Annotated in this window: 23 protein-coding genes; 12 read left to right on the forward strand and 11 right to left on the reverse strand. The window is 67.7% G+C overall.

Annotation, left to right across the window (positions count from 1 at the left end):
* Positions 1-137 precede the first annotated feature (137 nt).
* Both WFH00_RS00270 and WFH00_RS00275 read left to right on the forward strand, forming a co-directional pair.
* On the forward strand, positions 138-1070 hold the full coding sequence (locus WFH00_RS00270) for a LysR family transcriptional regulator (protein ID WP_336658517.1): 933 nt from the start codon (positions 138-140) through the stop codon (positions 1068-1070).
* A gap of 217 nt (positions 1071-1287) precedes the next feature.
* Positions 1288-2589 (forward strand): flavin-containing monooxygenase, encoded by a 1302-nt coding sequence (locus tag WFH00_RS00275; protein ID WP_336658518.1) that lies wholly within the window; start codon positions 1288-1290, stop codon positions 2587-2589.
* 155 nt (positions 2590-2744) lie between these two features.
* Here WFH00_RS00275 and WFH00_RS00280 read toward each other — a convergent pair whose 3' ends face one another.
* Together WFH00_RS00280 and WFH00_RS00285 are read right to left on the reverse strand one after the other, a co-directional pair.
* Complete coding sequence (locus WFH00_RS00280; RefSeq protein WP_336658519.1) at positions 2745-3002, reverse strand: zf-HC2 domain-containing protein; 258 nt, start codon at positions 3000-3002, stop codon at positions 2745-2747.
* Positions 3002-3613 (reverse strand): sigma-70 family RNA polymerase sigma factor, encoded by a 612-nt coding sequence (locus tag WFH00_RS00285; protein WP_336658520.1) that lies wholly within the window; start codon positions 3611-3613, stop codon positions 3002-3004. Before WFH00_RS00285 ends, WFH00_RS00280 begins: the two co-directional genes overlap by 1 nt.
* 44 nt (positions 3614-3657) lie before the next feature.
* Here WFH00_RS00285 and aroA point away from each other — a divergent pair, with 44 nt between their 5' ends.
* From aroA to bcp, 3 genes are all read left to right on the forward strand, one after another.
* Complete coding sequence (aroA, locus tag WFH00_RS00290) at positions 3658-5142, forward strand: 3-phosphoshikimate 1-carboxyvinyltransferase (RefSeq protein ID WP_336658521.1); 1485 nt, start codon at positions 3658-3660, stop codon at positions 5140-5142.
* Entirely contained in the window at positions 5139-6197 is a 1059-nt protein-coding gene (rsgA, locus tag WFH00_RS00295; RefSeq protein ID WP_336658523.1) for a ribosome small subunit-dependent GTPase A, read from the forward strand. Before aroA ends, rsgA begins: the two co-directional genes overlap by 4 nt.
* 113 nt (positions 6198-6310) lie before the next feature.
* Positions 6311-6784, forward strand: coding sequence for a thioredoxin-dependent thiol peroxidase (gene bcp / locus WFH00_RS00300; RefSeq protein WP_336658524.1), 474 nt, complete (start codon positions 6311-6313; stop codon positions 6782-6784).
* A 175-nt stretch (positions 6785-6959) separates the two neighbouring features.
* Here bcp and WFH00_RS00305 read toward each other — a convergent pair whose 3' ends face one another.
* Entirely contained in the window at positions 6960-7361 is a 402-nt protein-coding gene (locus WFH00_RS00305; protein WP_336658525.1) for a hypothetical protein, read from the reverse strand.
* A 192-nt stretch (positions 7362-7553) separates the two neighbouring features.
* Between WFH00_RS00305 and WFH00_RS00310 the strand changes: the two genes are divergently transcribed.
* Positions 7554-7802, forward strand: a complete 249-nt coding sequence (locus WFH00_RS00310) for a WhiB family transcriptional regulator (protein ID WP_010156721.1) — start codon at positions 7554-7556, stop codon at positions 7800-7802.
* Between the two features lie 145 nt (positions 7803-7947).
* On the opposite strand, the gene argG is transcribed toward WFH00_RS00310, so the two are convergent.
* Positions 7948-9369 carry an argininosuccinate synthase gene (gene argG, locus WFH00_RS00315; RefSeq protein WP_336658527.1) on the reverse strand — a complete coding sequence of 474 codons (1422 nt, stop codon included), beginning with the start codon at positions 9367-9369 and terminating at the stop codon, positions 7948-7950.
* Between the two features lie 137 nt (positions 9370-9506).
* Positions 9507-10343 carry an aldo/keto reductase gene (locus tag WFH00_RS00320; protein ID WP_336658528.1) on the reverse strand — a complete coding sequence of 279 codons (837 nt, stop codon included), beginning with the start codon at positions 10341-10343 and terminating at the stop codon, positions 9507-9509.
* A gap of 123 nt (positions 10344-10466) precedes the next feature.
* On the opposite strand from WFH00_RS00320, the gene hrpA reads away from it, so the two are divergent.
* Positions 10467-14426 (forward strand): ATP-dependent RNA helicase HrpA, encoded by a 3960-nt coding sequence (hrpA, locus tag WFH00_RS00325; RefSeq protein ID WP_336658530.1) that lies wholly within the window; start codon positions 10467-10469, stop codon positions 14424-14426.
* Between the two features lie 56 nt (positions 14427-14482).
* Here hrpA and WFH00_RS00330 read toward each other — a convergent pair whose 3' ends face one another.
* From WFH00_RS00330 to WFH00_RS00340, 3 genes are all read right to left on the reverse strand, one after another.
* Complete coding sequence (locus WFH00_RS00330; protein ID WP_336658532.1) at positions 14483-14986, reverse strand: general stress protein; 504 nt, start codon at positions 14984-14986, stop codon at positions 14483-14485.
* A gap of 308 nt (positions 14987-15294) precedes the next feature.
* Positions 15295-16644, reverse strand: coding sequence for an APC family permease (locus WFH00_RS00335; RefSeq protein ID WP_336658533.1), 1350 nt, complete (start codon positions 16642-16644; stop codon positions 15295-15297).
* Complete coding sequence (locus tag WFH00_RS00340; RefSeq protein WP_336658534.1) at positions 16641-17498, reverse strand: carbon-nitrogen hydrolase family protein; 858 nt, start codon at positions 17496-17498, stop codon at positions 16641-16643. The genes WFH00_RS00335 and WFH00_RS00340 overlap by 4 nt, the downstream gene beginning before the upstream one ends.
* Before the next feature lie 89 nt (positions 17499-17587).
* On the opposite strand from WFH00_RS00340, the gene WFH00_RS00345 reads away from it, so the two are divergent.
* From WFH00_RS00345 to WFH00_RS00360, 4 genes are all read left to right on the forward strand, one after another.
* Positions 17588-18211, forward strand: coding sequence for a TetR/AcrR family transcriptional regulator (locus WFH00_RS00345; RefSeq protein ID WP_336658535.1), 624 nt, complete (start codon positions 17588-17590; stop codon positions 18209-18211).
* 180 nt (positions 18212-18391) lie between these two features.
* On the forward strand, positions 18392-19684 hold the full coding sequence (locus WFH00_RS00350; RefSeq protein ID WP_336658536.1) for a magnesium transporter MgtE N-terminal domain-containing protein: 1293 nt from the start codon (positions 18392-18394) through the stop codon (positions 19682-19684).
* Positions 19681-20277, forward strand: a complete 597-nt coding sequence (locus WFH00_RS00355; RefSeq protein WP_336658537.1) for a DUF1003 domain-containing protein — start codon at positions 19681-19683, stop codon at positions 20275-20277. The genes WFH00_RS00350 and WFH00_RS00355 overlap by 4 nt, the downstream gene beginning before the upstream one ends.
* The gene (locus WFH00_RS00360) at positions 20277-21509 is read left to right on the forward strand and encodes an Mrp/NBP35 family ATP-binding protein (protein ID WP_336658538.1); all 1233 of its coding nucleotides are present in this window, start codon (positions 20277-20279) and stop codon (positions 21507-21509) included. Before WFH00_RS00355 ends, WFH00_RS00360 begins: the two co-directional genes overlap by 1 nt.
* Here the strand turns inward: WFH00_RS00360 and WFH00_RS00365 are convergent.
* Positions 21496-22878, reverse strand: a complete 1383-nt coding sequence (locus WFH00_RS00365) for a putative bifunctional diguanylate cyclase/phosphodiesterase (RefSeq protein WP_336658539.1) — start codon at positions 22876-22878, stop codon at positions 21496-21498. The two genes, WFH00_RS00360 and WFH00_RS00365, sit on opposite strands and share 14 nt — an antisense overlap.
* Complete coding sequence (locus WFH00_RS00370; protein WP_336658540.1) at positions 22878-23255, reverse strand: twin-arginine translocase TatA/TatE family subunit; 378 nt, start codon at positions 23253-23255, stop codon at positions 22878-22880. Before WFH00_RS00370 ends, WFH00_RS00365 begins: the two co-directional genes overlap by 1 nt.
* Positions 23256-23437: 182 nt before the next feature.
* Here WFH00_RS00370 and WFH00_RS00375 point away from each other — a divergent pair, with 182 nt between their 5' ends.
* Positions 23438-24070, forward strand: a complete 633-nt coding sequence (locus tag WFH00_RS00375) for an O-methyltransferase (protein WP_336658541.1) — start codon at positions 23438-23440, stop codon at positions 24068-24070.
* A 163-nt stretch (positions 24071-24233) separates the two neighbouring features.
* Here WFH00_RS00375 and WFH00_RS00380 read toward each other — a convergent pair whose 3' ends face one another.
* Positions 24234-24404 (reverse strand): DUF3117 domain-containing protein, encoded by a 171-nt coding sequence (locus tag WFH00_RS00380; RefSeq protein WP_075201434.1) that lies wholly within the window; start codon positions 24402-24404, stop codon positions 24234-24236.
* Positions 24405-24427: the final 23 nt, after the last annotated feature.

A 24427-nucleotide genomic window follows, 5' to 3' on the forward strand; every position in this document is an offset into this window, starting at 1 on the left:
TGAAGCTGTCGAAGCATCTGTAAAATAGTTTAAAGTTAGCTAGCGTATCGATTTTCGAGATACGCTGGCGCCGCGCCCGATTCCTCGGGGCCGAGCGCGATGACTTCGCGATTCGGTCGGCTCGCATGGAGGCGAACATGGTCCAACGCTTCGGAATCACCCTCACCCAACTGAGCTACTTCGCGGAGTGCGCTCGCACGCTCAACATGACCCTCGCGAGCCAAGAGCTTCACGTGGCGCAGTCGGCCGTGTCCACCGCGATCTCCCACCTCGAGCGCTCGCTCGAAACCACTCTGTTCGTGCGTCAGCACTCCAAGGGTCTCGTGCTCACACCCGCGGGAGAGATGCTCCTCCGCGACTCGCAACAGCTTTTCGGTCTCTTGGGAGACACTGTCGACCGCCTCCGTTCCGACCGCGATGAGGTACGAGGCAGCATCACCATCGCGTGTTTCAACACGCTCGCGCCGTTCTACCTGCCACCTCTGCTCGCGAAACTGCAGGATCGCCATCCCGGCCTGCAGCTCACCACCATCGAGGGCGACCACGAAGAATACCTCGCGGCGCTTCGGGGCGGACGAGCGGAGATCGGGCTCGGATACTCCCTCACGGAGGCTGACGACGTCGCGAGCGAGGTCGTTGGCGAGGTGCGCCCGCACGTCCTCGTGGACGCCGAGCACCCCCTGGCATCGCGAAAAACCGTGGCACTTGCCGAGCTCGCGGAAGACCCCTTCGTTCTCCTCGACCTGCCGGATTCGAGTAGTCATTTCATGAGCCTGCTCCGGCACGCCGGGGTGACTCCGCGTCTAAAGTTCCGCACTCCGAGCTATGAGACCGTTCGCTCCATGGTTGCGATGAAGCTCGGCTTCTCGCTCCTGCACCAGCGCCCGCGAATCGCCGAAACTTATTCGGGCGCGCGTACGGTCACGCTCGAGATCTCGGATGACGTGCCTGCGCTGCGCATCATGGTCTCCTCGCCCAAGCAGGTGCAGCGCTCGGCGCGGGCAAACGCCGTGGCGGCAGCAGCGCGAGAGGTGCTCGCCGAGTCCGCCGCTGAGCAAGGTTCCCGCTAGGGAGGGCAGTCGCCGCGTCGCAAGATTCATCATTTGCGATGCTGAAAGAGGCGTCAATCATTTGAATTGATGCAGATGACCGCGAACGTCTATTGGCGTTCGCGGCTCCCCGCGAGATTTGCTATCAGTATCGACGGCTCGAGCACACGCAGAAGCGTCTCATTCGAAGGCGAGCGAGCACGTCGCGATGACGGAATGAAGCGAGCGGAGATCAACTATGACGAGCCAGCAGGCGGAGGCCACGGAAGTCCTCGTCGTCGGTGGAGGCCAGGCGGGGATCGCACTCAGCGAGCACCTGACGAAGCGAGGGATCGCGCACATCGTGTTGGAGAAGAACCGCATTGCCGAGAACTGGCGCACGATGCGCTGGGACTCACTGGTCGCGAACGGGCCGGCGTGGCATGACCGCTTCCCGAACCTCGAGTTCGATGACGTCGATCCCGACGAATTCGCCTCGAAGGAGCGCGTCGCTCGATACTTCGAGGACTATGTCGCGAAGTTCGACCTGCCCGTGCGCACCGGTGTCGAGGTCTTCGGCGTCCGAAGAGATACCAGCCATGGCGGCTTCGTCGCGGAGACCAGCGCCGGAGACGTCGCGGCGAGGTTCGTCGTCGCAGCGACGGGCGCTTTCCAGCAGCCCGCTTTTCCCCGAATCATTCCCGAGGGCGCGGGCATCGACCAGATTCATTCGAGCCAGTACCGCAATCCCGATCAGCTGCGCGAGGGCGGGGTCGTGGTCGTAGGAGCCGGATCATCAGGGGTGCAGATCGCGGACGAACTCCGCGCGAGTGGTCGGGACACCTACCTCGCGGTCGGCGCCCACGACCGTCCTCCGCAGCGTTACCGCGACCGCAGCTTCGTGTGGTGGCTCGGCACTCTCGGGCTCTGGGAGAAGTCGACGCCGCCCGAGGGCGCCGAGCACACGACGATCGCGGTCAGCGGTGCTAACGGCGGACGCACGATCGACTTCCGCGATCTCGCCCGCGATGGTGTCACTCTCGTCGGCCGCGCCGCGTCATTCAAGGATGGCGTGCTCAGGTTCGAGGACGGACTTGAGCGAGACATTCGCGCGGGCGACACGAACTATCTCTCAGTACTCGATGCCGCCGACGCGTACGTGGCTCGGACGGGGATCGACCTGCCGGAGGAGCCCGAGGCGCGGGACCTCGGTCCACTGCCGGAATCGGTGACGCACCCGCTCCGAGAACTCCATCTCGAAGAGGCCGGGGTCACGAACGTGATCTGGGCGACGGGGTTCCGGTCCGACTACCGTTGGCTCCCCGGCGGTGCCACCGACGAGCTGGGTCGCCCGAAGCACGAGCGCGGCGTCTCGGCTGAACCCGGCGTGTACTTTCTGGGGTTGCCTTGGCAGGCGCGGCGCGGGTCGAGCTTCATCTGGGGCGTCTGGCACGACGCCTCGTATATTGCGGATCAGATCGAGATGCAGCGCGGCTACCTCGCCTACGAGGGCAACGGCCGCCCCCAGCGGACGAGGAACCTAACCGGAGCTCCTGCTTAGCTCTCGTCCCCGAGGCGTGTGCGCGAGCGAGGGTGGTTTCGGGCCTCACGGAGAGGGCGAAGCGATCCCCGCTGTCGCGAACGCTCAGCGCGAGGACGCGAAGGCCGACTCGGAATGCCCGAATTGCGGCTCCGATGCCGCGCGGAAGCGACCGCTCAGACGGCGGCGGGTCCTTCTGCGTGCAGGCTCCGGAGGATCGCGTCGCGCAGTTCGCCCGGAGGGCAGTTGCTTCCTCGCTCCTCCTCGCACGCCCGCTTGACGACGTTCGTCAGCTGCTCGCACACGTGCTGCTCGTTCTGGCACGAGGGGCACTCTGCGATGTGCTGGCGGATCGGCGCCGACTCCTCGGCGCACAACTCACCGCGAAGCAGCTCATACAGATTGGCCTTCGCCTGCTCGCAATCGTTCGTCATCACGCCTTTCCCTTCTTCTTCGGCGTTGCACCCGCACCCAGTCCAACGCCCTGCTCGTTCGCGTATTCCCCGAGCGCCTTGCGCAGGCGCGCCCGACCGCGGTGCAGGCGGCTCATCACCGTGCCGATCGGCACCTCGGCGATGTCGGCGATCTCCTGATAGCTGAAGCCCTCTACGTCGGCGAGATACACCGCGATGCGGAAGTCCTCGGGCAGGGCATTGAGTGCGTCGGTGACGACGGAATCAGGCGTGCGATCGATCGCCTCGGCCTCGGCGGAGCGCGACGACATCGCGGTGGTCGACTCCGCACCGCCGAGCTGCCAGTCCTCGAGCTCATCGACCGCACCGAGGTAGGGCTCCCGCTGGCGCTTGCGATACGTGTTGATGTAGCTGTTCGTCATGATGCGATACAGCCACGCCTTGAGGTTCGTGCCCTCCTGGAACGACTTGAATGCCGAGAACGCCTTGAGGTAGGTCTCCTGCACGAGATCCTGCGCGTCCTGCGGATTTCGCGTCATCTTCATGGCAGCGCCGTACAACTGATCGAGCATCGGAAGCGCCTCCGACTTGAAGCGCTGTTCCAGCCTCGCCTGCGCTGCGGTATCACTCACGCACTCGATCCTAGTGTCGGAGGCTGCGGGTAGAATCGGCCACGATGCTGATCTCGAAGATGAACCCGGGCAAAGACGGCGAGGAGACGGGCACCGCCGCAGATCTCGAGGGCGCCGAGGCACTGTGGCCGGCCCCCTCGGCCACCGGCGCGTTGCGCGCCACGGTGCCGCTTCCCGGCTCGAAGTCACTCACCGGCCGCGAGCTCGTGCTCGCTGCCATTGCCGACGGGCCGAGCGTGCTCCACGCTCCCCTGCGCTCGCGCGATTCGGCTCTCATGATCGGGGCCCTTCGTGACCTCGGCACGGAGATCGAGGAGATCGCGAGCACGGGCGCTTCGGGGGCAGACCCCGATTTGCGGATCACGCCTGCGGCGGAGCTCACGGGCTCCACGTCGATCGAGTGCGGTCTCGCGGGCACCGTCATGCGTTTCGTGCCGCCGCTCGCCGCACTCGCGCTCGGTCCGGTCGCCTTCGACGGCGACCCCTACGCCCGGAAGCGGCCGATGCGACCGGTGCTCGATGCGCTGCGCGCCCTCGGCGCAGACATCGCGGACGAGGGGCGCGGGGCGCTCCCCTTCACGGTGCACGGGCGGGGCGGGCTGCGCGGCGGCCGAGTGGAGCTCGATGCCTCGCTCTCGAGCCAGTTCGTCTCCGCACTCCTGCTCGCGGGGGCGCGCTTCGACGAGGGCGTGCACGTGGTGCACACCGGCGAGCGCCTGCCCAGCCTGCCCCACATCGAGATGACCCTCGACGTGCTGCGGGCGCGCGGGGTCCAGGTCGACTCCCCCGCTCAGGGCGAGTGGCGCGTGGCGCCCGGGCCGGTGCGCGCGGTCGACGTCACCATTGAGCCTGATCTCTCGAACGCTGCACCGTTCCTCGCGGCCGCCGTCGCGGTCGGAGGCGAGGTCACCATTCCGCACTGGCCGGAGCGGACAACGCAGGTCGGAGATGTGCTGCGCTCGCTGCTTCCGGAATTCGGCGCGACGGTCGAGCGCGACGACTTGGGCGAACTGACCGTTCGCGGGAGCGGTGCGCCGCGCGGCGTGAATCTGCACGTTCCAGAGGCGGGCGAGCTCGCCCCCACGCTCGTGGGCCTCGCCGCCCTCGCCGCGCATGGAACTGACGGCACCGACGGTGAAGCGAGCGAGATCACCGGCATCGGGCATATCCGCCACCATGAAACCGACCGGATCGCGGCGCTCGTGAACGAGATCAACGCGCTCGGCGGCAGTGCGCATGAGCTTAAGGACGGCATCGCGATCCGCCCCGCCGCGCTCTCGGGCGGAACGTGGCACTCGTATGCCGATCATCGCATGGCAACGACGGGCGCGCTCATCGGGCTGCGGGTACCGGGCGTCGAGATCGAGGGCGTGTCGTCGACGACGAAGACTCTGCCGCGGTTCACCGAGATGTGGGAGCGCATGCTCGCTCCGAGAGCGTCCAGCACGAACGGGGCCGAGCTGCCCGCGAACGGCACCCTCAGCTTCACCGGGTTCATCGCGGGACTCACCGAGGGATTCGGAGCGTGAGCTGGCTCTCCCCCGACGACGACGGCGATGACCCCTACGAGTCGTACGCCGACCACCAGGTGCGCCTGCGCCCGAACCCGAAGGGCAATCGACCGCGCACGAAGCGGCGGCCGGAGCACGCGGACGCCGTATCGGGAATGGTCACCGCCGTGGACCGCGGGCGGTACACCGCGCTCATCGCGGCTGGCGCCGACCCCGAGTCCCCCGCTGAACGCAGCGTGCTCGCCTCCCGCGCGCGCGAACTGCGCAACACCTCCATCGTCATCGGCGACCGCGTGCAGCTCGTGGGCGACACGAGCGGCGCCGAAGGCACGCTCTCGCGCATCGTGTCGGTCGAGGAGCGGCGCACCCTTCTTAGGCGCAGCGCCGATGACAGCGACCGCGTCGAGCGGGTGATGGTCGCGAACGCCGACCAGATGCTCATCGTCGTGGCCGCCGCGAACCCCGAACCGCGAGTGCGTCTCGTCGACCGGTATCTCGTCGCGGCCTATGACGCGGGCATCTCACCGCTCATCTGCATCACGAAGGTGGATCTCGCGGACCCCGAGCCCTTCCTCGCGCACTTCTCGGCACTCGAAGTGCCGGTGTTCCGCTCGTCGCCCGATGCGTGGCCCCTCGCAGAGATCCGCGAGTCGCTCGCCGGTCGCACGACGGTGTTCGTCGGGCACTCCGGCGTCGGTAAGTCCACGCTGATCAATGCGCTCGTACCGGAGGCTGATCGCGCGACCGGTCACGTGAACGAGGTCACCGGCCGTGGGCGGCACACCTCATCCTCTTCGGTGGCGCTCCGCGCGAGCACCCCCGGGGCCGCGCACGGCGACATCGGCTGGGTGATCGACACCCCGGGCGTGCGCTCGTTCGGGCTCGGACACGTCACCACGGAGGGCATCCTGCGAGGCTTCACCGATCTCGCCACGATCATCGACAACTGCCCGCGCGGGTGCACGCACCAGGACGACGCCCCCGACTGCGAGCTCGACGAAGCCATGCGCGACGGGCGCCTCGACGCCGCGGGCGCGCGGCGCGTGGAGTCGCTGCGGCGCCTGCTGAAGTAGGAGTGCGGCGGGGCGCGCTCCCCGTGGGGCGGAGCACGGGCCCGTATGCGCGTCTCGGCTGTGCCACCTCCAGCGAGACGAAGCACCCCGCCCTCCGCCGCTAGGCTGGATTCATGACTGATCGCGTAGTGCTCGAGCCCGGCCAGCAGGCCCCCGACTTCACCCTCCTCGACCAGGACGGCAACACCCACGCCCTCGCGCAGTACGCGGGACAGCGGGTGATCCTCTTCTTCTACCCCGAGGCGATGACCCCCGGCTGCACCACTGAGGCCTGCGACTTCCGCGACTCGACCGCGCCGCTCGAGGCCGCCGGGTACCGGGTGCTCGGCGTTTCACGCGACTCGGTCGAGAAGCTCCGCCGCTTCGCCGACCGCGACGGCCTCGAGTACCCGCTGCTGAGCGACCCCGACGCGCATGTGCACCGGGCCTACGGAGCCTTCGGTGAGAAGAACAACTACGGGCGGATCGTCGAGGGAGTGATCCGCTCGACGTTCGTGATCGACGGCGAGGGCAGGATCATGCACGCCCTCACCAACGTGAAGGCCACCGGGCACGTCGCGCGAGTGCGCAAGCTCCTCGAGGTGTAGCGCCGCGCCCGTCGTGCAGTGGATCACCGCTCAAACGGGGCGACACGCCGGAAAACGGCCCGCACGACGAGCTATCCACTGCACGACGGGCGGGATCTGCGGCGGCACCGCCGCCGCAGATCCCGCCCCCCCGTACTGACCGGCTAAGCCTAGCCGCGCGCTCAGCCGCGCCAGCTCAGACCTCTGGCCGCGCCTCAGGCCGCGCCAGCACCGCGGCTGCGAAGCCCAACAGCGAGACCGCGACGAGCGCGAACCCGAACTGCCACGAGCCGATCCCGAGCTGCAGGCAGCCCGTTCCCGCTGCGAAGATCAGCACGTGGATCGTGAGCGCAGAACCGCGAACCCAGCTCGCGTTGCCCCGCATCGCCGCGACCGCGGTCACCACGACCCAGATCAGCGCGAGCACGGCCATGAGCACGATGCTCACGCTCTGCGCGACGGGTCCGCGCGAGCCGATCGCGCCCACTACCGAGAAGATCGTCACTCCCGCGAGCAGGAGCGATTCGAGCACCAGAAGCACCCGCAGCACGGCCCACGCGATGATGGAGCGCCGATGAACGGAAGGTGTCGAGGGCATTGCGACTCGCTTTCACTGAAATTGCACTGAACCTATTGATTTGCTTCTACATCCGTGGAACTATATAACCCGTCGAGTTTCGCGCACACCGACGTGAGCATTCTCAAGCCACGTATCAGGTTGTTACGGCGCGAATTCTAGGCTATCCGGTCTTCGGATTGTTCGCGTGCGTGCGTTACAGAGGAGGACCCCATGGATTGGCGTGAACAGGCTGCATGTCTCACCGTAGACCCGGAGCTGTTCTTCCCGGTCGGTAACACCGGCCCGGCGGTCGAGCAGATTGAGCGTGCGAAGTCCGTGTGCGCGCGGTGCACCGTCACCGAGATGTGCCTGCAGTACGCGATGGACACCGGCCAGGACTCGGGCGTGTGGGGCGGACTGAGCGAGGACGAGCGCCGCGCCCTGAAGCGCCGCGCTGCTCGCGCCCGCCGCGCGTCCTAACGCTATCCCGCCGACGGCCCGGTTCCTCTTCGGAGGAGTCGGGCCGTTCGCGTTCCTGAGTGAGCTCCAATAACGCGAGAGCCCCCGCCAGATCCGGCGGGGGCTCTCGCGCATCAGTCAGCGCTGCCGTCAGGCGGCGCTCAGGTCAGTCAGTACCGGCGTCGAATGCGGCGCTGAGGCCGAGCTCGTCGGCGTCCTCGTCGATCCCGCCCACCGCGTTCGCGATCTCGGCCGCGCCGCCCTGCTCGAGCTCGCCCACGAGCTCAGCGGTCGCGCCGCCCACGAGTCCGAGCTGAGCGTACTGCTCAAGGCGCTGGCGCGAATCGGCGATGTCGAGGTTGCGCATCGTGAGCTGCCCGATGCGATCCTCGGGGCCGAATGCCGCGCCCACCGTGCGCTCCATGGAGAGCTTCTCGGGGTGGTAGCTCAGGTTCGGGCCCTCGGTGTTCAAGATGGTGTAGTCGTCGCCGCGGCGCAGGCGCAGCGTAACCTCGCCCGTGACGGCCGAGCCGACCCAGCGCTGCAGCGCCTCGCGCAGCATGAGCGACTCGGGGTCGAGCCAGCGGCCCTCGTACATGAGGCGACCGAGCTTGCGCCCGTCGGTGTGGTAGCTCGCGAGCGTGTTCTCGTTGTGGATCGCGTTGACGAGACGCTCGTACGTGATGTGCAGGAGGGCCATGCCCGGCGCCTCGTAGATGCCGCGCGACTTCGCCTCGATGATGCGGTTCTCGATCTGGTCGGAGACCCCGAGACCGTGACGGCCGCCGATCGCGTTCGCCTCGTACACGAGCGCCACCGGATCGTCGAACTCTACGCCGTTGATCGCAACGGGGCGGCCCGCCTCGAAGCGCACCGAGACCTCTTCGGTCGCGACCTCGACGTCTTCGCGCCAAGCCGCGACGCCCATGATCGGATCGACGATGTCGAGGCCGGCGTCGAGGAACTCGAGCTTCTTCGCCTCGTGCGTCGCGCCCCAGATGTTCGCGTCGGTCGAGTACGCCTTCTCCGTGGCGTCACGGTAGGGGTAGCCGTTGGCGACGAGCCACTCACTCATCTCGTGGCGGCCGCCCAGCTCCTCGACGAAGTCTTTGTCGAGCCAGGGCTTATAGATGCGCAGTGCGGGGTTCGCCATCAGGCCGTAGCGGTAGAACCGCTCGATGTCGTTGCCCTTGTAGGTGGAGCCGTCGCCCCAGATGTCGACGCCGTCCTGCTTCATCGCGCGCACGAGCAGCGTGCCGGTGACGGCGCGGCCGAGCGGCGTGGTGTTGAAGTACGTCTTGCCGCCGGAGCGCACGTTGAAGGCGCCGGTCTGCAGCGCGACGAGCCCCTCTTCGACGAGCGGACGCTTCGCGTCGACGTGGCGGGCGATCTCAGCGCCGTATTCCTTGGCGCGGCCCGCGACACCGTCGATATCGGGCTCGTCGTACTGGCCGATGTCGGCCGTGTACGTGCAGGGCACCGCGCCCTTCTCGCGCATCCAGGCGACGGCACAGGAGGTGTCGAGACCTCCGGAGAAGGCGATGCCGACGCGCTCGCCCACGGGGAGGGAAGAAAGAACCTTGGACATGCTCTCTATCCTAGGGCTCCGCGCGGGCTCTGCTTTTCACGGGCGCGCGCGCCCAGACCAGCGCTTCCGGTGACAGTTTGCTGCGTTTTCAGCGCGAATAACGCACCAAACTGTCACCGGAGCAGTGAGGCGGCGGATCAGCGCGCGTCGAAGGTGCGCGGGTCAGGCCCGAAGTTCGTGCCTGCCTCGTATCCGTCGATCACCGACATCTCTGCGTCGCTTAGCGCGAAGTCGAAGAGGTCCGCGTTCTCGAACAGGCGCTCGCGACGCGTCGTCTTCGGGAAGATGATGCGCTCCTGCTGCACGTGCCACCGCAGCACGATCTGCGCGGGGGTTTTGCCGTGAGCGCGCGCGATCTCGAGCAGCTCGGGGCGCTCGAAGAGGTCCGACTTGCCCTGCGCGAGCGGCCCCCACGCCTCGATCGCGATGCCGTGCTCCCGGCAGAACTCGGCCAGCTCGCGGCGCTGGTGCAGCGGGTGCAGTTCGATCTGATTGACCGCCGGCACCACGCCGGTCTCGTCGATCAGCTGCTGGAGGTGATCGATTTCGAAGTTGGATACGCCGATCGCGGCGGCACGACCCGACGCAGCGATGTCGACGAGCGCCTTCCACGCCCCGAGCGCCTCGCCGAACATCGGCTGCGGCCAGTGGATGAGGTACAGGTCGACGCGGTCGAGCTGCAGCTTGTCGAGGCTCACCTGGAACGCATCAGCAGCGCGCGCCTGGTCGGCGTTCCACAGCTTCGTCGTGACGAAGACGTCCTCGCGGGCGAGACCGCTCGACGCGATGGCCCGGCCCACCTCGGCCTCGTTCCCATACGCGGCGGCGGTGTCGATGTGGCGGTAGCCCACCTCGAGCGCGGTCGAGACGACCGACTCGGTCTCGCTCGGCTCCACCAGGAAGACACCGACGCCCAGTTGCGGGATCTGCGTGCCGTGCTGCAGCTCGATGTTCGGAATCGGGAGTGCGGTCATGATGCCCTTTCGTCGACGAACCGGAGTGGCAGCCGGTCGACGAAGCGACCGGTGCGGCCGCCGCCAGTGTACGCCCGAGGTCGCTCCGGGAAACGGTGCAGAGGGCGGGATAATAGAGGGATCATGCCGCTCCCCCCGCTCACCATCTCGTTCCCCGAGGAGCTTCCCGTCTCGCAGATGCGCGACGAGATCTCGGAGGCCATCCGTTCGCACCAGGTCGTCATCGTCGCGGGCGAAACGGGATCGGGCAAGACGACCCAGCTCCCGAAGATCGCGCTCGCGCTCGGCCGCGAGCGCATCGCCCACACGCAGCCCCGCCGCATCGCCGCCCGCACGATCGCGGAGCGGGTCGCGGAGGAGCTCGGGTCGGAGCTCGGCGGCCTCGTCGGTTACCAAGTGCGCTTCACGGATCAGGTTTCTGCTGAGACGCGTGTGCGGCTCATGACCGACGGAATTCTGCTCAACGCGATCCACCGCGACCGCGAGCTTCGCGCCTACGACACGATCATCATCGATGAGGCCCACGAGCGCAGCCTGAACATCGACTTCCTCCTCGGGTACTTGCGCACCCTGCTCCCGCGCCGCCCCGACCTCAAGGTCATCATCACGTCCGCGACGATCGACCCCGAGTCCTTCGCAAAGCACTTCGCGGATCCCACGACGCACGAGCCCGCCCCCGTCATCGAGGTGTCGGGCCGTACCTACCCGGTCGAGCTGCGCTACCGGCCGCTCGTCGAGCGCATCGAGCGGCCCGACCCGAAGTCCGGCGACGTGAAGGTCACCACAATCGAGCGCGACCTCTTCGACGCGATCGGCGACGGAGTCGATGAGCTCGCGAAGGAGGCTCCCGGCGACGTGCTGGTGTTCCTGTCGGGCGAGGCGGAGATCCGCGACGCCGCCGACGCGCTCCGGGGGCGGCTGCGTTCGACGCCCCGCGGCGCCCGCACCGAGATCCTCCCCCTTTACGGGCGGCTGAGCGCGGCCGAGCAGCACCGGGTGTTCGAGCAGAAGCCCGGCAGGGCGCGCCGAATCGTGCTCGCAACCAACGTCGCGGAGACGTCGCTCACCGTTCCGGGGATCCGCTACGTGATCGACGCCGGCACCGCGCGCATCTCCCGCTACAGTGCGCGCAGCAAAGTGCAGCGCCTTCCTATCGAGGCCGTCTCCCAGGCGAGCGCGAACCAGCGCTCGGGCCGCTCCGGCCGCACGAGCCCCGGCATCGCGATCCGCCTCTACTCGAAGGAGGACTTCGCGTCGCGCCCCGAGTTCACAGAGCCCGAGATCCGCCGGACGGGGCTCGCCTCGGTCATCCTGCAGATGCTCGCGCTCGGTCTCGGCGACATCGCCCGCTTCCCGTTCCTCACGCCGCCTGACGCGCGCGGCATCTCCGACGGGCTCGGGCTGCTCGCCGAGCTCGGCGCGATCGACGCGGTGAAGCGTCCCCGCATCACGAAGGTCGGTCGCGAGCTCTCGCGGCTCCCGATCGAGCCGCGGTTCGCGCGCATGGTCATCGAGGCGCGCCGCCACGAGGTCGTGCCCGAGGTCCTCGCGATCGTCGCCGGCCTCACGATCCAGGACGTGCGCGAGCGCCCCCAGGCCGAGCGCGGCCGCGCCGACGAGTTGCACGGGCGCTTCGCTGACCCGCAGGGCGACCTTATGACGCTCCTGAACCTCTGGAACTACCTGCAGAAGCAGCAGCGCGAGCTCTCGTCGAGCGCATTCCGGCGGCTCTGCAAGGCCGAGTACATCAACTTCTTGCGCGTGCGCGAGTGGATGGATCTGTACCGTCAGCTCGCTCGCATCGCGAAGGCACCGAAGCGTTCGGGCGGGTCGCGCACCCCCGGCGCAGCAGTGGACTCAGGTGCGGCGGTGGTTTCGGGCGAAGCCCGCTCTGAAGCGACGGGCGGATCCGGCGACGCGATCCACCGCTCCGTTCTCGCGGGTTTGCTCTCGCAGCTCGGCGTGCGTGACGACCGGCAGGATCGCTCGGCGCCCGCCCGCGGTCGCGCCGCGAGCAGCCCGCGTCGCAAGGCCGCGCAGGAGTACCTGGGGTCCCGCGGCACGCGGTTCGTGCTCTACCCCGGCTCCGTACTCGCGAAGAAGCCGCCCGAGGTTGTGATGAGCGTCGAGCTCGTCGAGACCTCGCGGCTCTTCGCGCGGTCGAACGCCGTGGTCGACCCGGCGTGGGCCGAGGAGATCGCGGGCCCGCTCGCGAAGCGCCAGGTCTCCGAGCCGCACTGGGAGAAGAGCCAAGGTGCGGCCGTCGCCTACGAGCGGGTCACGCTCTACGGCGTGCCGATCGTCGACCGGCGCCGCGTTCAGCTCGCGCGCTACGACCGGGAGCACGCGCGCGAGCTCTTCATCCGCCACGCGCTCGTCGACGGCGAGTGGGATTCGCCGCAGGCCTTCGACCGCGCGAACCGCCAGCTCCGCCGTGAGCTCGAGCAGCTCGAGGAGCGCACGCGCCGCCGCGACATCGTGGGCGACGACGAGGCGATCTTCGAGTTCTACGACGCGCGGATCCCCGCCGATGTCGTGTCGACCCGCAGCTTCGAGGGCTGGTGGAAGCAGAAGCGCGCGAGCGAGCCGCAGTTCCTGCACCTCCGGCGCGAGGACCTCATGGAGGACGAGGCCGACGCGGTCGACGAGCAAGGGTTCCCGAAGCAGTGGAGCCACGGCGATCAGACGCTGCGACTGCGCTACCGCTTCGACCCGACGGCTGAGGATGACGGCGTCACGGTCAACGTGCCGCTGCCGCTTCTCCCCCGGCTCGAGGGCTCCGATTTCGAGAAGCTCGTGCCCGGGCTCCGCCACGAGCTCGTCACGGCGCTCATCAAGACGCTGCCGAAGGCGATCCGCAAGCACGTCGTGCCGGCGTCGGACTGGGCGCGCACGCTGCTCGCGACCGTGGAGCCGCAGCTCGACGCGCCGGTCGCGCCGGGCGGCCCAGCGCCCTCGTTGACGCAGCTCCTCGCGACCGAAATCCGTCAGCGCACGAGCGTGCCGGTCTCGGCCGAGGACTTCGACGCCGAGCGTCTCCCCGCGCACCTCACGCCGACCTTCCGGGTCGTCGACGGGCGCGGTCGCACGGTCGGCACGGGCAAGGACCTCGCCGAACTGCAGGCGAAGCACCGCGAGCGCGCGACCCAGGGCGTCGCTAAGGTCGCTGCGGCCGCGCTGCCGAAGAGCGATCTCGAGCGCACCGGTGCGACCACCTGGGTGTTCGGCGACGTGCCGCGCCACGTCGATTCGAGCTACGCGAAGGGCCGCGGAGGCGCGGGTGCCGGTGTGGTGCGGGCCTATCCCGCGCTCGTGGATCGGCGGACCTCGGTCGACCTCGCGCTCGTCGCGGACGAAGCGGAGCAGGCGCGGCTTTCGAGGCGTGGGATCCGCCGCCTGCTCGTGCTGAGTTCGCCGTCGCCTGCGTCCTACGTCCGGGATCACCTCTCGAATCAGGAGAAGCTCCTCCTGGGTGCGGGTCCGTATCGCTCCCTCGACCTCGCGATCGCCGACGTGTCACTCGCGGTTGCGGATCGAGTGATCCGCCGACACGCTCCCGATGGGCTCGTGTGGACCCAGTCCGCCTTCGAGGCGCTCGCAGACGACTACGCGCGATCCCTCATCGACGAAATCTACGGGGCGATCGCGCTCACCGCGCGCGTGCTCGACGGCGCGCGTCTCGCTCGGAAGGCGATCGACGGGGCAAAGTCGCTGCAGGTGCTCGGGCAGGTCGCCGACGCCGCGCGGCAGGTCGACGGCCTCGTCTTCGATCGCTTCGTGTCGCTCACCGGCCTCGCCCGGCTCGAGCGCGTGCCGGTGTATCTCGAGGCGGTGCGGCTGCGCATGGAGGCGCTCGCGCAGAACGCGGGGCGCGACCGCGCGTGGCAGAACGAGGTGGATCGGGCGCTCGCGCTCTTCGAGGAGGCCGGCGGCGCGATCCCGCTCCCCGCGGACGCACCCGCGCGACTCGAGCGAGCTCGCTGGCTCATCGAGGAGCTGCGTGTGAGCCTGTTCGCGCAGCAGCTGCGCACCGCCGAGCCCGTGTCGCTGCAGCGCATCCAGAAGGCGCTTCGGGAGAGCTAGACGACGGCTGTGCGGGGGCGGCTGGCCGCTCGCTGGGTGCCCGGCGCCCCGTCCGCCTACTCGCCGACCGACGCCGTGAGTACCCGCCGCGCCTCGTGCACGAGCTCCGGCGCGGTGATCAGGTCGTAGCGCGTCGCCACCATCTGCATCACCGACGAGAAGTCTCGCCGGTTGCGGTTCATGGCGTAGGACAGCACGCCGAAGAGCATGCCGAAGCCGGCGCCGATGACGACGGCGGCCACGAACACCCCGAGGATCGCGCCGTTATCGGGCTGGAAGATGAAGAGGAGAAGACCTAGGAAGAGCCCGAGATACGCGCCCGACAGCGCGCCCATCAGCGCGACGCGACCGTAGGTGAGGCGCCCCGTGACCCGCTCGACGCTCCGCACGTCGTTGCCCACGATGCTGATCTGCTGCACCGGGAAACTCGCGCGCGCGAGCACGTCGACCGCTCGCTTCGCATCCTCGTACCGATCGTAGGTCGATACGATGTCGCCCTTCGGGATCTCGGGGACCAGCGGGAGACGCGTGGATCGAATGGGGCCGCCTGGATTGCTCATACCCCGATTCTCCCACTTCGTGCGCGGCCGGTGAATAGTTGCGCATCGGAGTTCCGAGCGGTGCGCCGCTAAAAGGCGTCCTTTTCACTACGACAGCGAGTTACGTGCAACGCGGGCCCCAGGTACTCTCGATCGCTGCAGCGACGACGAACACCTGGACCTCGCGACCGTCAGCGAATAAGCGAGCCCGGCGCCGCGCGGATCTATGCGGTGCCGGGCTCGAATATTCGCCTCAGATCGATGACTCTGCAGGCGCCCGTCGGTGCTTCGCGACACCCAAGGTGACCAATGCCGAGTTGTCGGGTCAGTTACTCATGCTCGGAAAGCACTGGCACGGGGCGTCTAAATCCCCGAGTGGCAATACCGAGCATCACGATGCCGAGCACCAGCCAGGCGCCGCCGATCGCATATGCCTCAGGGTGCAGCTTTGAGAACAGATACAGGTCGACCGCAAATCCGGCGATCGGCAACACGCTGAGAAGTGCAGCCCGTGCGGTCGAGCTGCGCGGACGGAATGTCTTCCAGATCCACACGAGCAACGCCAGGTTCACGAGTGCGAACGCGAGGAACGCGCCGAAGTTGATATACGCTGTCGCCTTCCCGATGTCGAGCAGCATGCCGAGCAGGCCGATCAGTCCAATCAGCAGAATGTTGATCCACGGAACCCGGAATACTGAGCTGAGCCGACCGAAGATCGCTCGCGGCAGTACGCCGTCGCGTCCCATGACATAGAGCAATCGGCTCGATGTCGCCTGAATAGCAAGCCCCGAACCGAAACCGGCGATCACGCTCACCAGGTTGTTGACGTTCGTGAACGCTTCGCCGCCCGCGAAGATTGAGATCGTGTACCCCGCGGTATCCGGGTTTTCGAAGGCTCCACCCGGGTGCACGAGCTGCATCAGGAAGGAAACACCGACGAAGATGCACCCGCCGAGCAGCACGGCGAGCACGATACCCCGTGGGATGTCACGCTGAGGCACCTTCGTTTCTTCACTGAGAGTGCTGATCGCGTCGAAGCCGAGGAACGAGTACGCGGCCACCGCTGCTGCCGAGCTCACCGCCACCACGTTCGTCTCAGGGTTCCACATTGCATCTGTCGCCGAGCCGCCGCCCTCGCGGCCGAGGAACAGCAACAGCACGACGACGAGCGCCGCGACCGAGGCCATCGCAACGACCGTGAGCACGATATTGACCCGGTCGGCGAGGGCGATACCAAGCAGATTGATGATGGTGGTCGTGCCGACATTGATAAGCAGCCACACCCACAACGGGATACCGGGAAATTGCGCGTGCAGGTACGTCGACTGGATGAGCCACGCCACCATCGGCAGGAAGAGATAGTCGAGCAGGATCACCCAACCCGCGAAGAAGCCCACCACTCGGCCGAGGGTGCGGCCAACGTACGTATACGCCGATCCCGCTGTGGGATATTCACGAGCCAGCACTGCATAGGCGATTGCCGTCAGCAGCATGGCCGCGGTTGCGACAAGATATGCCGTTGGCGCTGCGCCATGGCTCGCCTCGGAGACGACGCCGAAGGTGGACGTTACGATACTCGGAGACATATAGGCGAGGCCGAAAAAGACGACACCGAGCAGCCCGAGACGAGGCAAAAGCTTCCGTGTAGAAGCACCAGTCGCTTCCATGACGACGCTCATGCTGGGAGCTCCGCAGCGCGAGCGGCCCACTGACCCGGGGTGATCTGGCCCGAATAGAGCGGTAGATCGATCGGTCGGTCATCGGGGCGGAATTGCGCCCAGGGGCGCGAGACACCGGCAGTACCGAAACGCCGCACGTCTTTGACCTGCGCGAAATCGATCGTCGCCGTCAAAATCTCCTCTCCCGCGGCGCTTGCTGACATGCGGACGACACCGTCCGGGTCAACAACGAGCGACCGCCCGCGGCCCGTCGGCGCAGCCGCGTTCACTGAGGCGATCCAAACCTGATTCATAATCGCGTTGCCGCGCACGATGACCTGCTCCTGCTCACGATCGCTGGTGTTCGTCTGCACTAGGTTGAGAATGAGATCGGCGCCTGACCAGGCCAAGTGCCGTGCATGCTCGGGGAACCAGATGTCGTAACAGATCGAGAGCCCCACGCGACCGTAGCCCGGAAGATCGAAGACTGCGAAGGAGTCACCCGGCGCGCTCTTTTCGGTGGGGCGCCAGGGGAAGATCTTACGATAGCTCGCCTGCACGGTGCCCTCCGGGCTGAACACGAGCGCCGTATTGTGCACGCGTCCGTCGTCGGCTCGCTCATAGAACGTGCCGGGCACCAGCCAGATGCCGAGCTCGGCCGCAAGCGTCGCGAGCTGCGCAAAACGCTCGTCCCCGAGCGGGCGGGCGAGTTGCTCAATGTCGACCTGTCCCTCTGGCGAATCGAGGTGCAGTTCTGGGAACACCCACAGTTGCATCTGCGGATGCGCGGCAACCATCGCACGCAAGCGATGCTCGAATTCGGGCAGGGAGGTGGAGTGGTGCTGCACCAGCGCAACACCGAGTGATCGGCTCATAGCCATCCTTTCATTTGTTAATGAAAGATTAAATAATTAATTCCTTCGCGTCAAAAGAGATTTGTTCCACGTTCTGGGAGAATGAGGAAATGGCTCGACCGCGCAATCAAGAAACGCGTAAGCGCGAACTCGTTTCGGTCACCTCGAAGTTGCTCGTCGAGCACGGACAGTCGGGCGCGAGACTCGTTGACATCGCTGACGCAGCCGGCCTCACACCGGCTGCGGTCAGCTACTACTACCCCGATCTCTCCGACCTCTACGCGGACACTTACGCCACCGCCGTGGATCAATACCTGACTCGTCGTCGTGAGCACGTGCGCGGCATCACTGACCCGGTTGATCAGCTGCGCGCCTTCCTCTCGCTCGGCGTGCCGCAGCCGGGCTCGAGTTCACGCCAGGCGACCGTGCTGCTCATGGAGCTTTCCGCGCTGGCGATCCGGCATGATCGGATCGCTGCGTCAGGTCGAAGATTCGAGGCGGAACAGCTCGACCTATTCGAGGAGGTCCTCGAGGCGGGCGCTCGGTCCGGCACTATGCAGTTGACCGCGCACGCGCGCGATATTGCACGTGCACTTCTCGCTATCGAAGACGGCATCGCCATACCTGTAGTCGTCGGTCGGCTCGACTCCGCAGAAGCGCTCCGCATCACGCTGACGACGGCAACCTCACTCACTGGCGCCTCGGCGCTTGCGCTCTCTGAAGCAGCGATGTAGCAGGTATGCACGCAAGCAAGCACCTGCGAAGGCCGGGCTCGCTCATCCCGCCCCGAGCAGGAAAGCCGGGGCACCATAGCCGCGAGGCACACCAGCTTCAGCACAGATCGAGAACGTAAATATCTCACCCCTGCTTCAGAAGTCGCGCGGCGTTCCAGCTCAGAGCGGTACCGTAGGGGTGTGAGTACTTCGAGGGTCTTTGTCGGCCGCCTTGCGGGGCGGGGTGTCTTCGACCCGGCGGGCGATCGCATCGGCAAGGTGCGAGACGTACTGGTGGTGTTCCGGGCGTCGAGCGCTCCGCGCGTGGTCGGTCTCATCGTCGAAATTCCGGGCAAACGCCGCGTCTTCGTGCCGATCGGGCGCGTGACGTCGATCGGTTCCGGCCAGGTGATCACCACGGGACTCATCAATGTGCGGCGTTTCGAGCAGCGCGGCGGCGAGACCCGCATGATCGCGGAGCTCATCGGCCGTGACGTGCGACTCGCGCCTTCGAGCCCGAGCGGCACCCCTCAGGCCGCGCGCATCGAGGACGCCGCCATCGAGCGCACTCGAACCGGCGAGTGGCTCGTCTCCGAAGTCTTCGTGCGGCTCCCGCGGCCCGCCGCGCCGTTCAGCCGGGGTGACGCTCGCATCGTGAAGTGGTCGGAGCTCCAGCTGCCCAACACGACCGAGGGCACGAGCTCCGCCGAGCTGCTCATTCAGACCCTCATCGACCTGAAGCCGACCGACCTCGCGGAAGCACTGCTCGAGCTTCCCGAGGCGCGCATGATCGAGGTCATCGGTGAGCTCGCGGACGACCGCGTGGCCGACGCGCTCGAGGAGATGAGCGAGCAGGATCAGCTCGCCCTGCTCGCGCAGTTGCCGGCCGGGCGCACCGCAGACGTGCTCGACCGCATGGAGGCCGACGACGCCGCCGACCTCATTTCGGCGCTCCCCGCGGCGCAGGGCGCGGAACTCCTCGACCTGATGGAGCCGGAAGAGGCGGAGGACGTGCGTCGTCTCCTCGTGTACGACGCCGACACGGCGGGTGGCCTCATGAGCCCGGCGCCGATCGTGCTCGCGGCGGAGTCGAGCGTCGCCGAGGGGCTCGCGATGATCCGCCGCGCCGAGATCTCCCCCGCGATGGCCTCCGCGGTCTACGTGACGCATCCCCCCTACGAGACCCCGACGGGCGAGTACATCGGGCTCGCGCACTTCCAGCGCATGCTGCGCTTCCCCCCGCACGAGCGGATGGCCTCGCTCATCGACGCCGAGATCGAACCGGTGACCGTGCACGCGAGCGCCGCCGAAGTGTCACGACGGCTCGCGAGCTACAACCTCGTATCGCTCCCCGTCGTCGACGACCAGAACCGCCTCGTAGGAGCCGTGACGGTCGACGACGTGCTCGACCACCTGCTTCCTGACGACTGGCGTCACGCCGACGATGAGCCCGAGGCTCCGATGAGCGGTCGCAGCGCGGAGGCACGGCGATGAGCCTGTTCAAGCGCAACGACAGCCTCGACGCGCCGCTCGGCCTGGGCTCCCGCGCGACACCCGTGAGCGATGAGCACCGCTCCGGCCAGAGCGAACGCTTCGGCCGCTGGACCGAGAGCATCGCTCGCGGCATGGGTACCCCGTGGTTCCTCTTCGCGCTGACCATCGTCTGCGTCGCGTGGCTCACGTGGAACACGTACGGCCCCGAGGCGTACCGCTTCGACTCGGCCGCGCTGGGCTTCACTGCGCTCACGCTCATCCTGTCGCTCCAGGCCTCCTACGCGGCCCCGCTGCTGCTGCTCGCGCAGAATCGGCAGGACGACCGAGACCGAGTGCAGATCGAGCAGGATCGGCAGCGCGCCGAGCGCAACCTCGCCGACACGGAGTTCCTCGCTCGAGAGGTCGTCGCGCTGCGCCTCGCGCTCAAGGAGCTCCCGGACCGCGACTTCGTGCGGGCCGAGCTGAAGTCGCTGCTCGCGGAACTCGCGGAGGACGACTCCGAGGAAGAGCCGGCGAACGCCGAGGCATCGCGGGAGTCACCGGGTCGCGCGAGCACGACCAGGTCGTCCGCGCAGCCGACTGAGCGCAACTGATGCCCGACCACTCGGAGAACGCAGAGCACTCGGAGCGCACTGAGCACACAGAGCACTCGGAGCACTCGGACCGCACCGGGCAGGTGAGTCAGGCCGAGAACGCGGTCTGGAGCGAACTCGCCCGCGTCCGTGATCCCGAGATCCGTCGGCCCATCACCGAGCTCGGCATGGTGCAGGACGTCACCGTGGACGCTGCGGGGCACGCGCGCGTGGCGATCCGCCTCACCATCGCGGGATGCCCCGCCGCGCGCCGCATCGAGGCGGATACGCTCGAGGCCACGCGATCCGCCGCCGGTGTGCAGAGCGCCGAGGTCGCCGTGGGCGTGATGACTCCGGATGAGCGCCGAGCCTTCACCGAGCGCGTGCGCGGTGACCGCGGTGCGCGTCAGCAGCAGTTCGGCCCCGACTCGCTCACGCGAGTGATCGCCGTGACGAGCGGCAAGGGCGGTGTCGGCAAGTCGTCGATCACCACCGGCCTCGCGGTCGCCTGGGCCGCCCAGGGGCTCACCGTGGGCATCGTCGACGCCGATATTTTCGGCTTCTCGATCCCGGGCCTCATGGGGCTCAGCCGAGAGGGCCGCACCGAACAGCCCACGCGCGTCGACGACATGATGCTGCCTCCCGTGGCGCACGGGGTGAAGGTCATCTCGATCGGCATGTTCCTCGGCGAGGCCGACCCCCGCACAACCGCCGTCTCGTGGCGCGGGCCGATGCTGCACCGCACGATCGAGCAGTTCCTCCGCGACGTCTGGTTCGGCGACCTCGACGTGCTCCTCCTCGACCTCCCGCCGGGCACGGGCGACATCGCCATCAGCGTCGGGCAGTTGCTCCCCCAGGCCGAGGTGCTCGTCGTCACGACTCCCCAGGAGGCTGCCGCTGATGTTGCGGTGCGCAGCGCGCTCGTCGCTCGCCAGACCGGTCAGCGGGTGCTCGGCGTTGTCGAGAATATGGCGGGGTTGCCGCAGCCCGACGGTACGGTGCTCGAGCTGTTCGGCGCGGGCGGGGGTGCGTTGGTGGCGGATCGGCTGAGCGACGACGAGCACGGGCCCGTGCCGCTCCTCGGCAGTGTCCCCCTCAGCCCGACGTTCCGCGCGGGCGGCGATACGGGCGTGCCGACGGTGCTCACCGAGCCGAACGACGCCGCGGCTGCCGAGGTTCTCCGCATCGCGCGCGCAATCCTCGCCGACGGGCGCGGACTCGCGGGGCGTCCGCTCGGTCTCAGCCCGCGGTGACGCGCTCGGGCCGTCCGAACAGGTAGCCCTGGAAGGCATCGACGCCGAGCTCGCACAGTTTCTGGAACTGCGCCTCGGACTCGACGCCCTCGCCGACGACCTGCAGATCGAAGATGCGACCGAGCTGCACAATGGTCTCCGTCACGGCAGCGGCCTGCGCGTCGTCGACGATCGACGATACGAACGAGCGATCGATCTTCAACTGCTGCACCGGAAGCTGTCGCAGATAGCTGAGCGACGAGTAGCCGGTGCCGAAGTCGTCGAGCGACGACATCACGCCGGCCTCTCGCAGCGTCTGCAGCACCCGCACCGTGCGATCGATGTCTCGGTGGAGCACGCTCTCGGTGAGTTCGAGCTTGAGACGGCCCTCGGGAACGCCGTGCTTCTCGGCGGTGCCGAGCACGCGCTCGACGAAATCGGGAACGCGGAGCTCGCGCTCACTCAGGTTGATCGAGAACGTCCAATCGCGTGTGGCTTCCCGTTGCGCCCACCCCGCGAGCACCCGGCAGGCTTCCTCGAGCACGAAGTCGCCGATCTCGACGATGAGTCCGGTCTGTTCCGCGAGCGGGATGAAGGTATCCGGCGGCACCAGGCCGTGGCAGCCGTGCTGCCAGCGAATCAGACCCTCATAACCGATGACGCGGCGGTCGCGATCGACGATCGGCTGCGCGAACAGCTGCAGATCGCTCTCGCCGATTGCGGATCGCAGCTCGGAGACGAGCATCATGCGCTCGTGCACGGCGTCGAGCATGCGCTGCTCGAACTGCTGCACGCGTCGCTGGCCGTTCATACGGCGTGAGCGCTTGCGCGCGATCTCCGAGCACTTGACGATCTCGTTCGCGTCGTTGGTGACGATGTAGTCGCGCGCGTCGAGCCACGACCCGAGATCGGCATCTTCCGGAGCCCAGATGACATAGCCGAGGCAGGCGCCGGTGCCCACAGTGACCCCGGATCCGAGGTCGACGATGTCGACCAGCAGGTCGAGCACGCGGTCGATGACCGACCGGACCTGCCGCTGGGCCTCCGCCAGATCAGGGCCGAGATCGCAGAGCAGAACGCCAAAGGTGTTCGATCCGATGCGAGCGATGCTGACCCCGTCGCCCTCCAGCTGGCGGAGACGCTTCGAGGATTCGAGCAGCAGCCGATCCCCCGCCTCGAAACCGAACGCATCGTTCACGGTGGAGAGCTCATCCACGCTCGCGGTGAGAAACGCAGCGAATGCTCGCCCCTCGCGCGGCGGCGCGCCGAGTTCATCGATCTCCTGCAGCATGGCCACGCGGTTCCCGAGACCGGTGACGCTGTCGACGTACGCCAGACGGCGTACCTCCTCTTCGGCGAGGCGAGCGCGCGCCTCATCCGCCGGAGTCACTAGGTGGCTTCCTCGTCAAAGAGAAGTTTCGCACCGGCCTCGCGCGTCGACGTTTCGGCTCGGATGCCCCGGCGCTCTTCAGCCTCGCTCATGCGGGCACGCCGTGCCGCGTTACGCGCCTCGCGCTCGTCCTCGAGCAGCGCGTCGCGAATGATGCGGCGCGGGTCGTACTGCCGCGGATCGAGTTGACGCCAGTCGACGTCGTCGAAGTCCGGGCCCATCTCGTCCTTGAGTCGATCCTTCGCGCCGTCGGCCATGTGCTTGACGTTACGCACCAGCTCACCGAGCTTGCGCGCGTACATCGGCAGTCTGTCTGGACCCAGCACGAACATGGCGATCACGAGGATCACCATGAACTTTTCTATCGTCAGGCCCATCAGGGCTATCGTAGCGCTCTGCGCACCCCGGCGGACACGAATCGACTGTGCGAATGGCACTTTGTCAGAGGCCCGCGTGTGATCCCCGACTTCGGCCCCGACGGCCCTACGCTGTGGGGCAGGATCGCCTTCGGCGGGTCGGCCACCGCGGACCCCGGGGCGACGCAGCACCGGAGGAAAACGTGAGCAAGCTCGAACGCAATTGGCAGTACGCCGAGCAGTACCCGGTCGAAACCGAAGCCCTCGTGCGCGCCCGCCGCCTCTCGCTCGAACTCGGCATCGAACCGGTGAGCCGGTCGGTCGCCGCGCAGCTCTCCGGCATCGCCGTGCTCGCCCGCGCGCAGGCGATCTGCGAGGTCGGCACCGGTGTCGGCGTGAGCGGTCTCGCGCTGCTGCGCTACCTCTCCGACGCCACGCTCACCTCGATCGAGGTGGAGCCCGAGCACCTGCGCGAGGCGCGCTCGGTATTCGCCGATGCCGGGGTTGCCGCGTCACGCCTCCGCCTCATCGAGGGCGACGCGCGCCACGTCATGCCGCGGTTGAACCTCGCCGCCTACGACGTCGTCGTGCTCGACGCCCAGCCGTCGCAGCTGCTCGAGCACTTCGAGTACGCGCTCGGCGTCGTGCGCCAGGGCGGCTGCATCGTCGTGCCGGGTGCGTTCTCGCACGGTCGCGTCCCCGACCCGGCGGCGCGCGACGAGAACACGCAGGCGCTGCGCGACCTGCTCGCGCTCGTGTCCGAATCGCCGGCGATCGCGCCCGTGCTCTCCCCCGCGGGCGACGGCGTGCTCACGGTCATGAGGCTCGACGGCTAAGACGCCGGGGAGCGGCGCTGCGGGCGCCGCTCGATCCGCCGCCCCGGCCGGGCACCTCGAATCGCGGGTCTCGAACCTCGGGTCTCGAATTGCGCGATCCCAGGTCTGAACACAAAAATGCGGGGCGACTCAGTGAGCCGTCCCGCATTCTCCGCTTGGGTGGTTAACCGTCGAGCACGCCCGCGAGTACGTCGCGGAGCTCAGCGGCCTCCTGGTCATTGACCGACACCACCAGACGTCCGCCGCCCTCGAGCGGTACACGAACCACGATCAAGCGACTCTCACGCACCGCTTCCATGGGCCCGTCCCCGGTCCTCGGTTTCATTGCAGCCATGACGCCTCCTTGCAGGTTTGATG

Source organism: Leucobacter sp. USHLN153 (assembly GCF_037145615.1).
Lineage (GTDB): Bacteria > Actinomycetota > Actinomycetes > Actinomycetales > Microbacteriaceae > Leucobacter.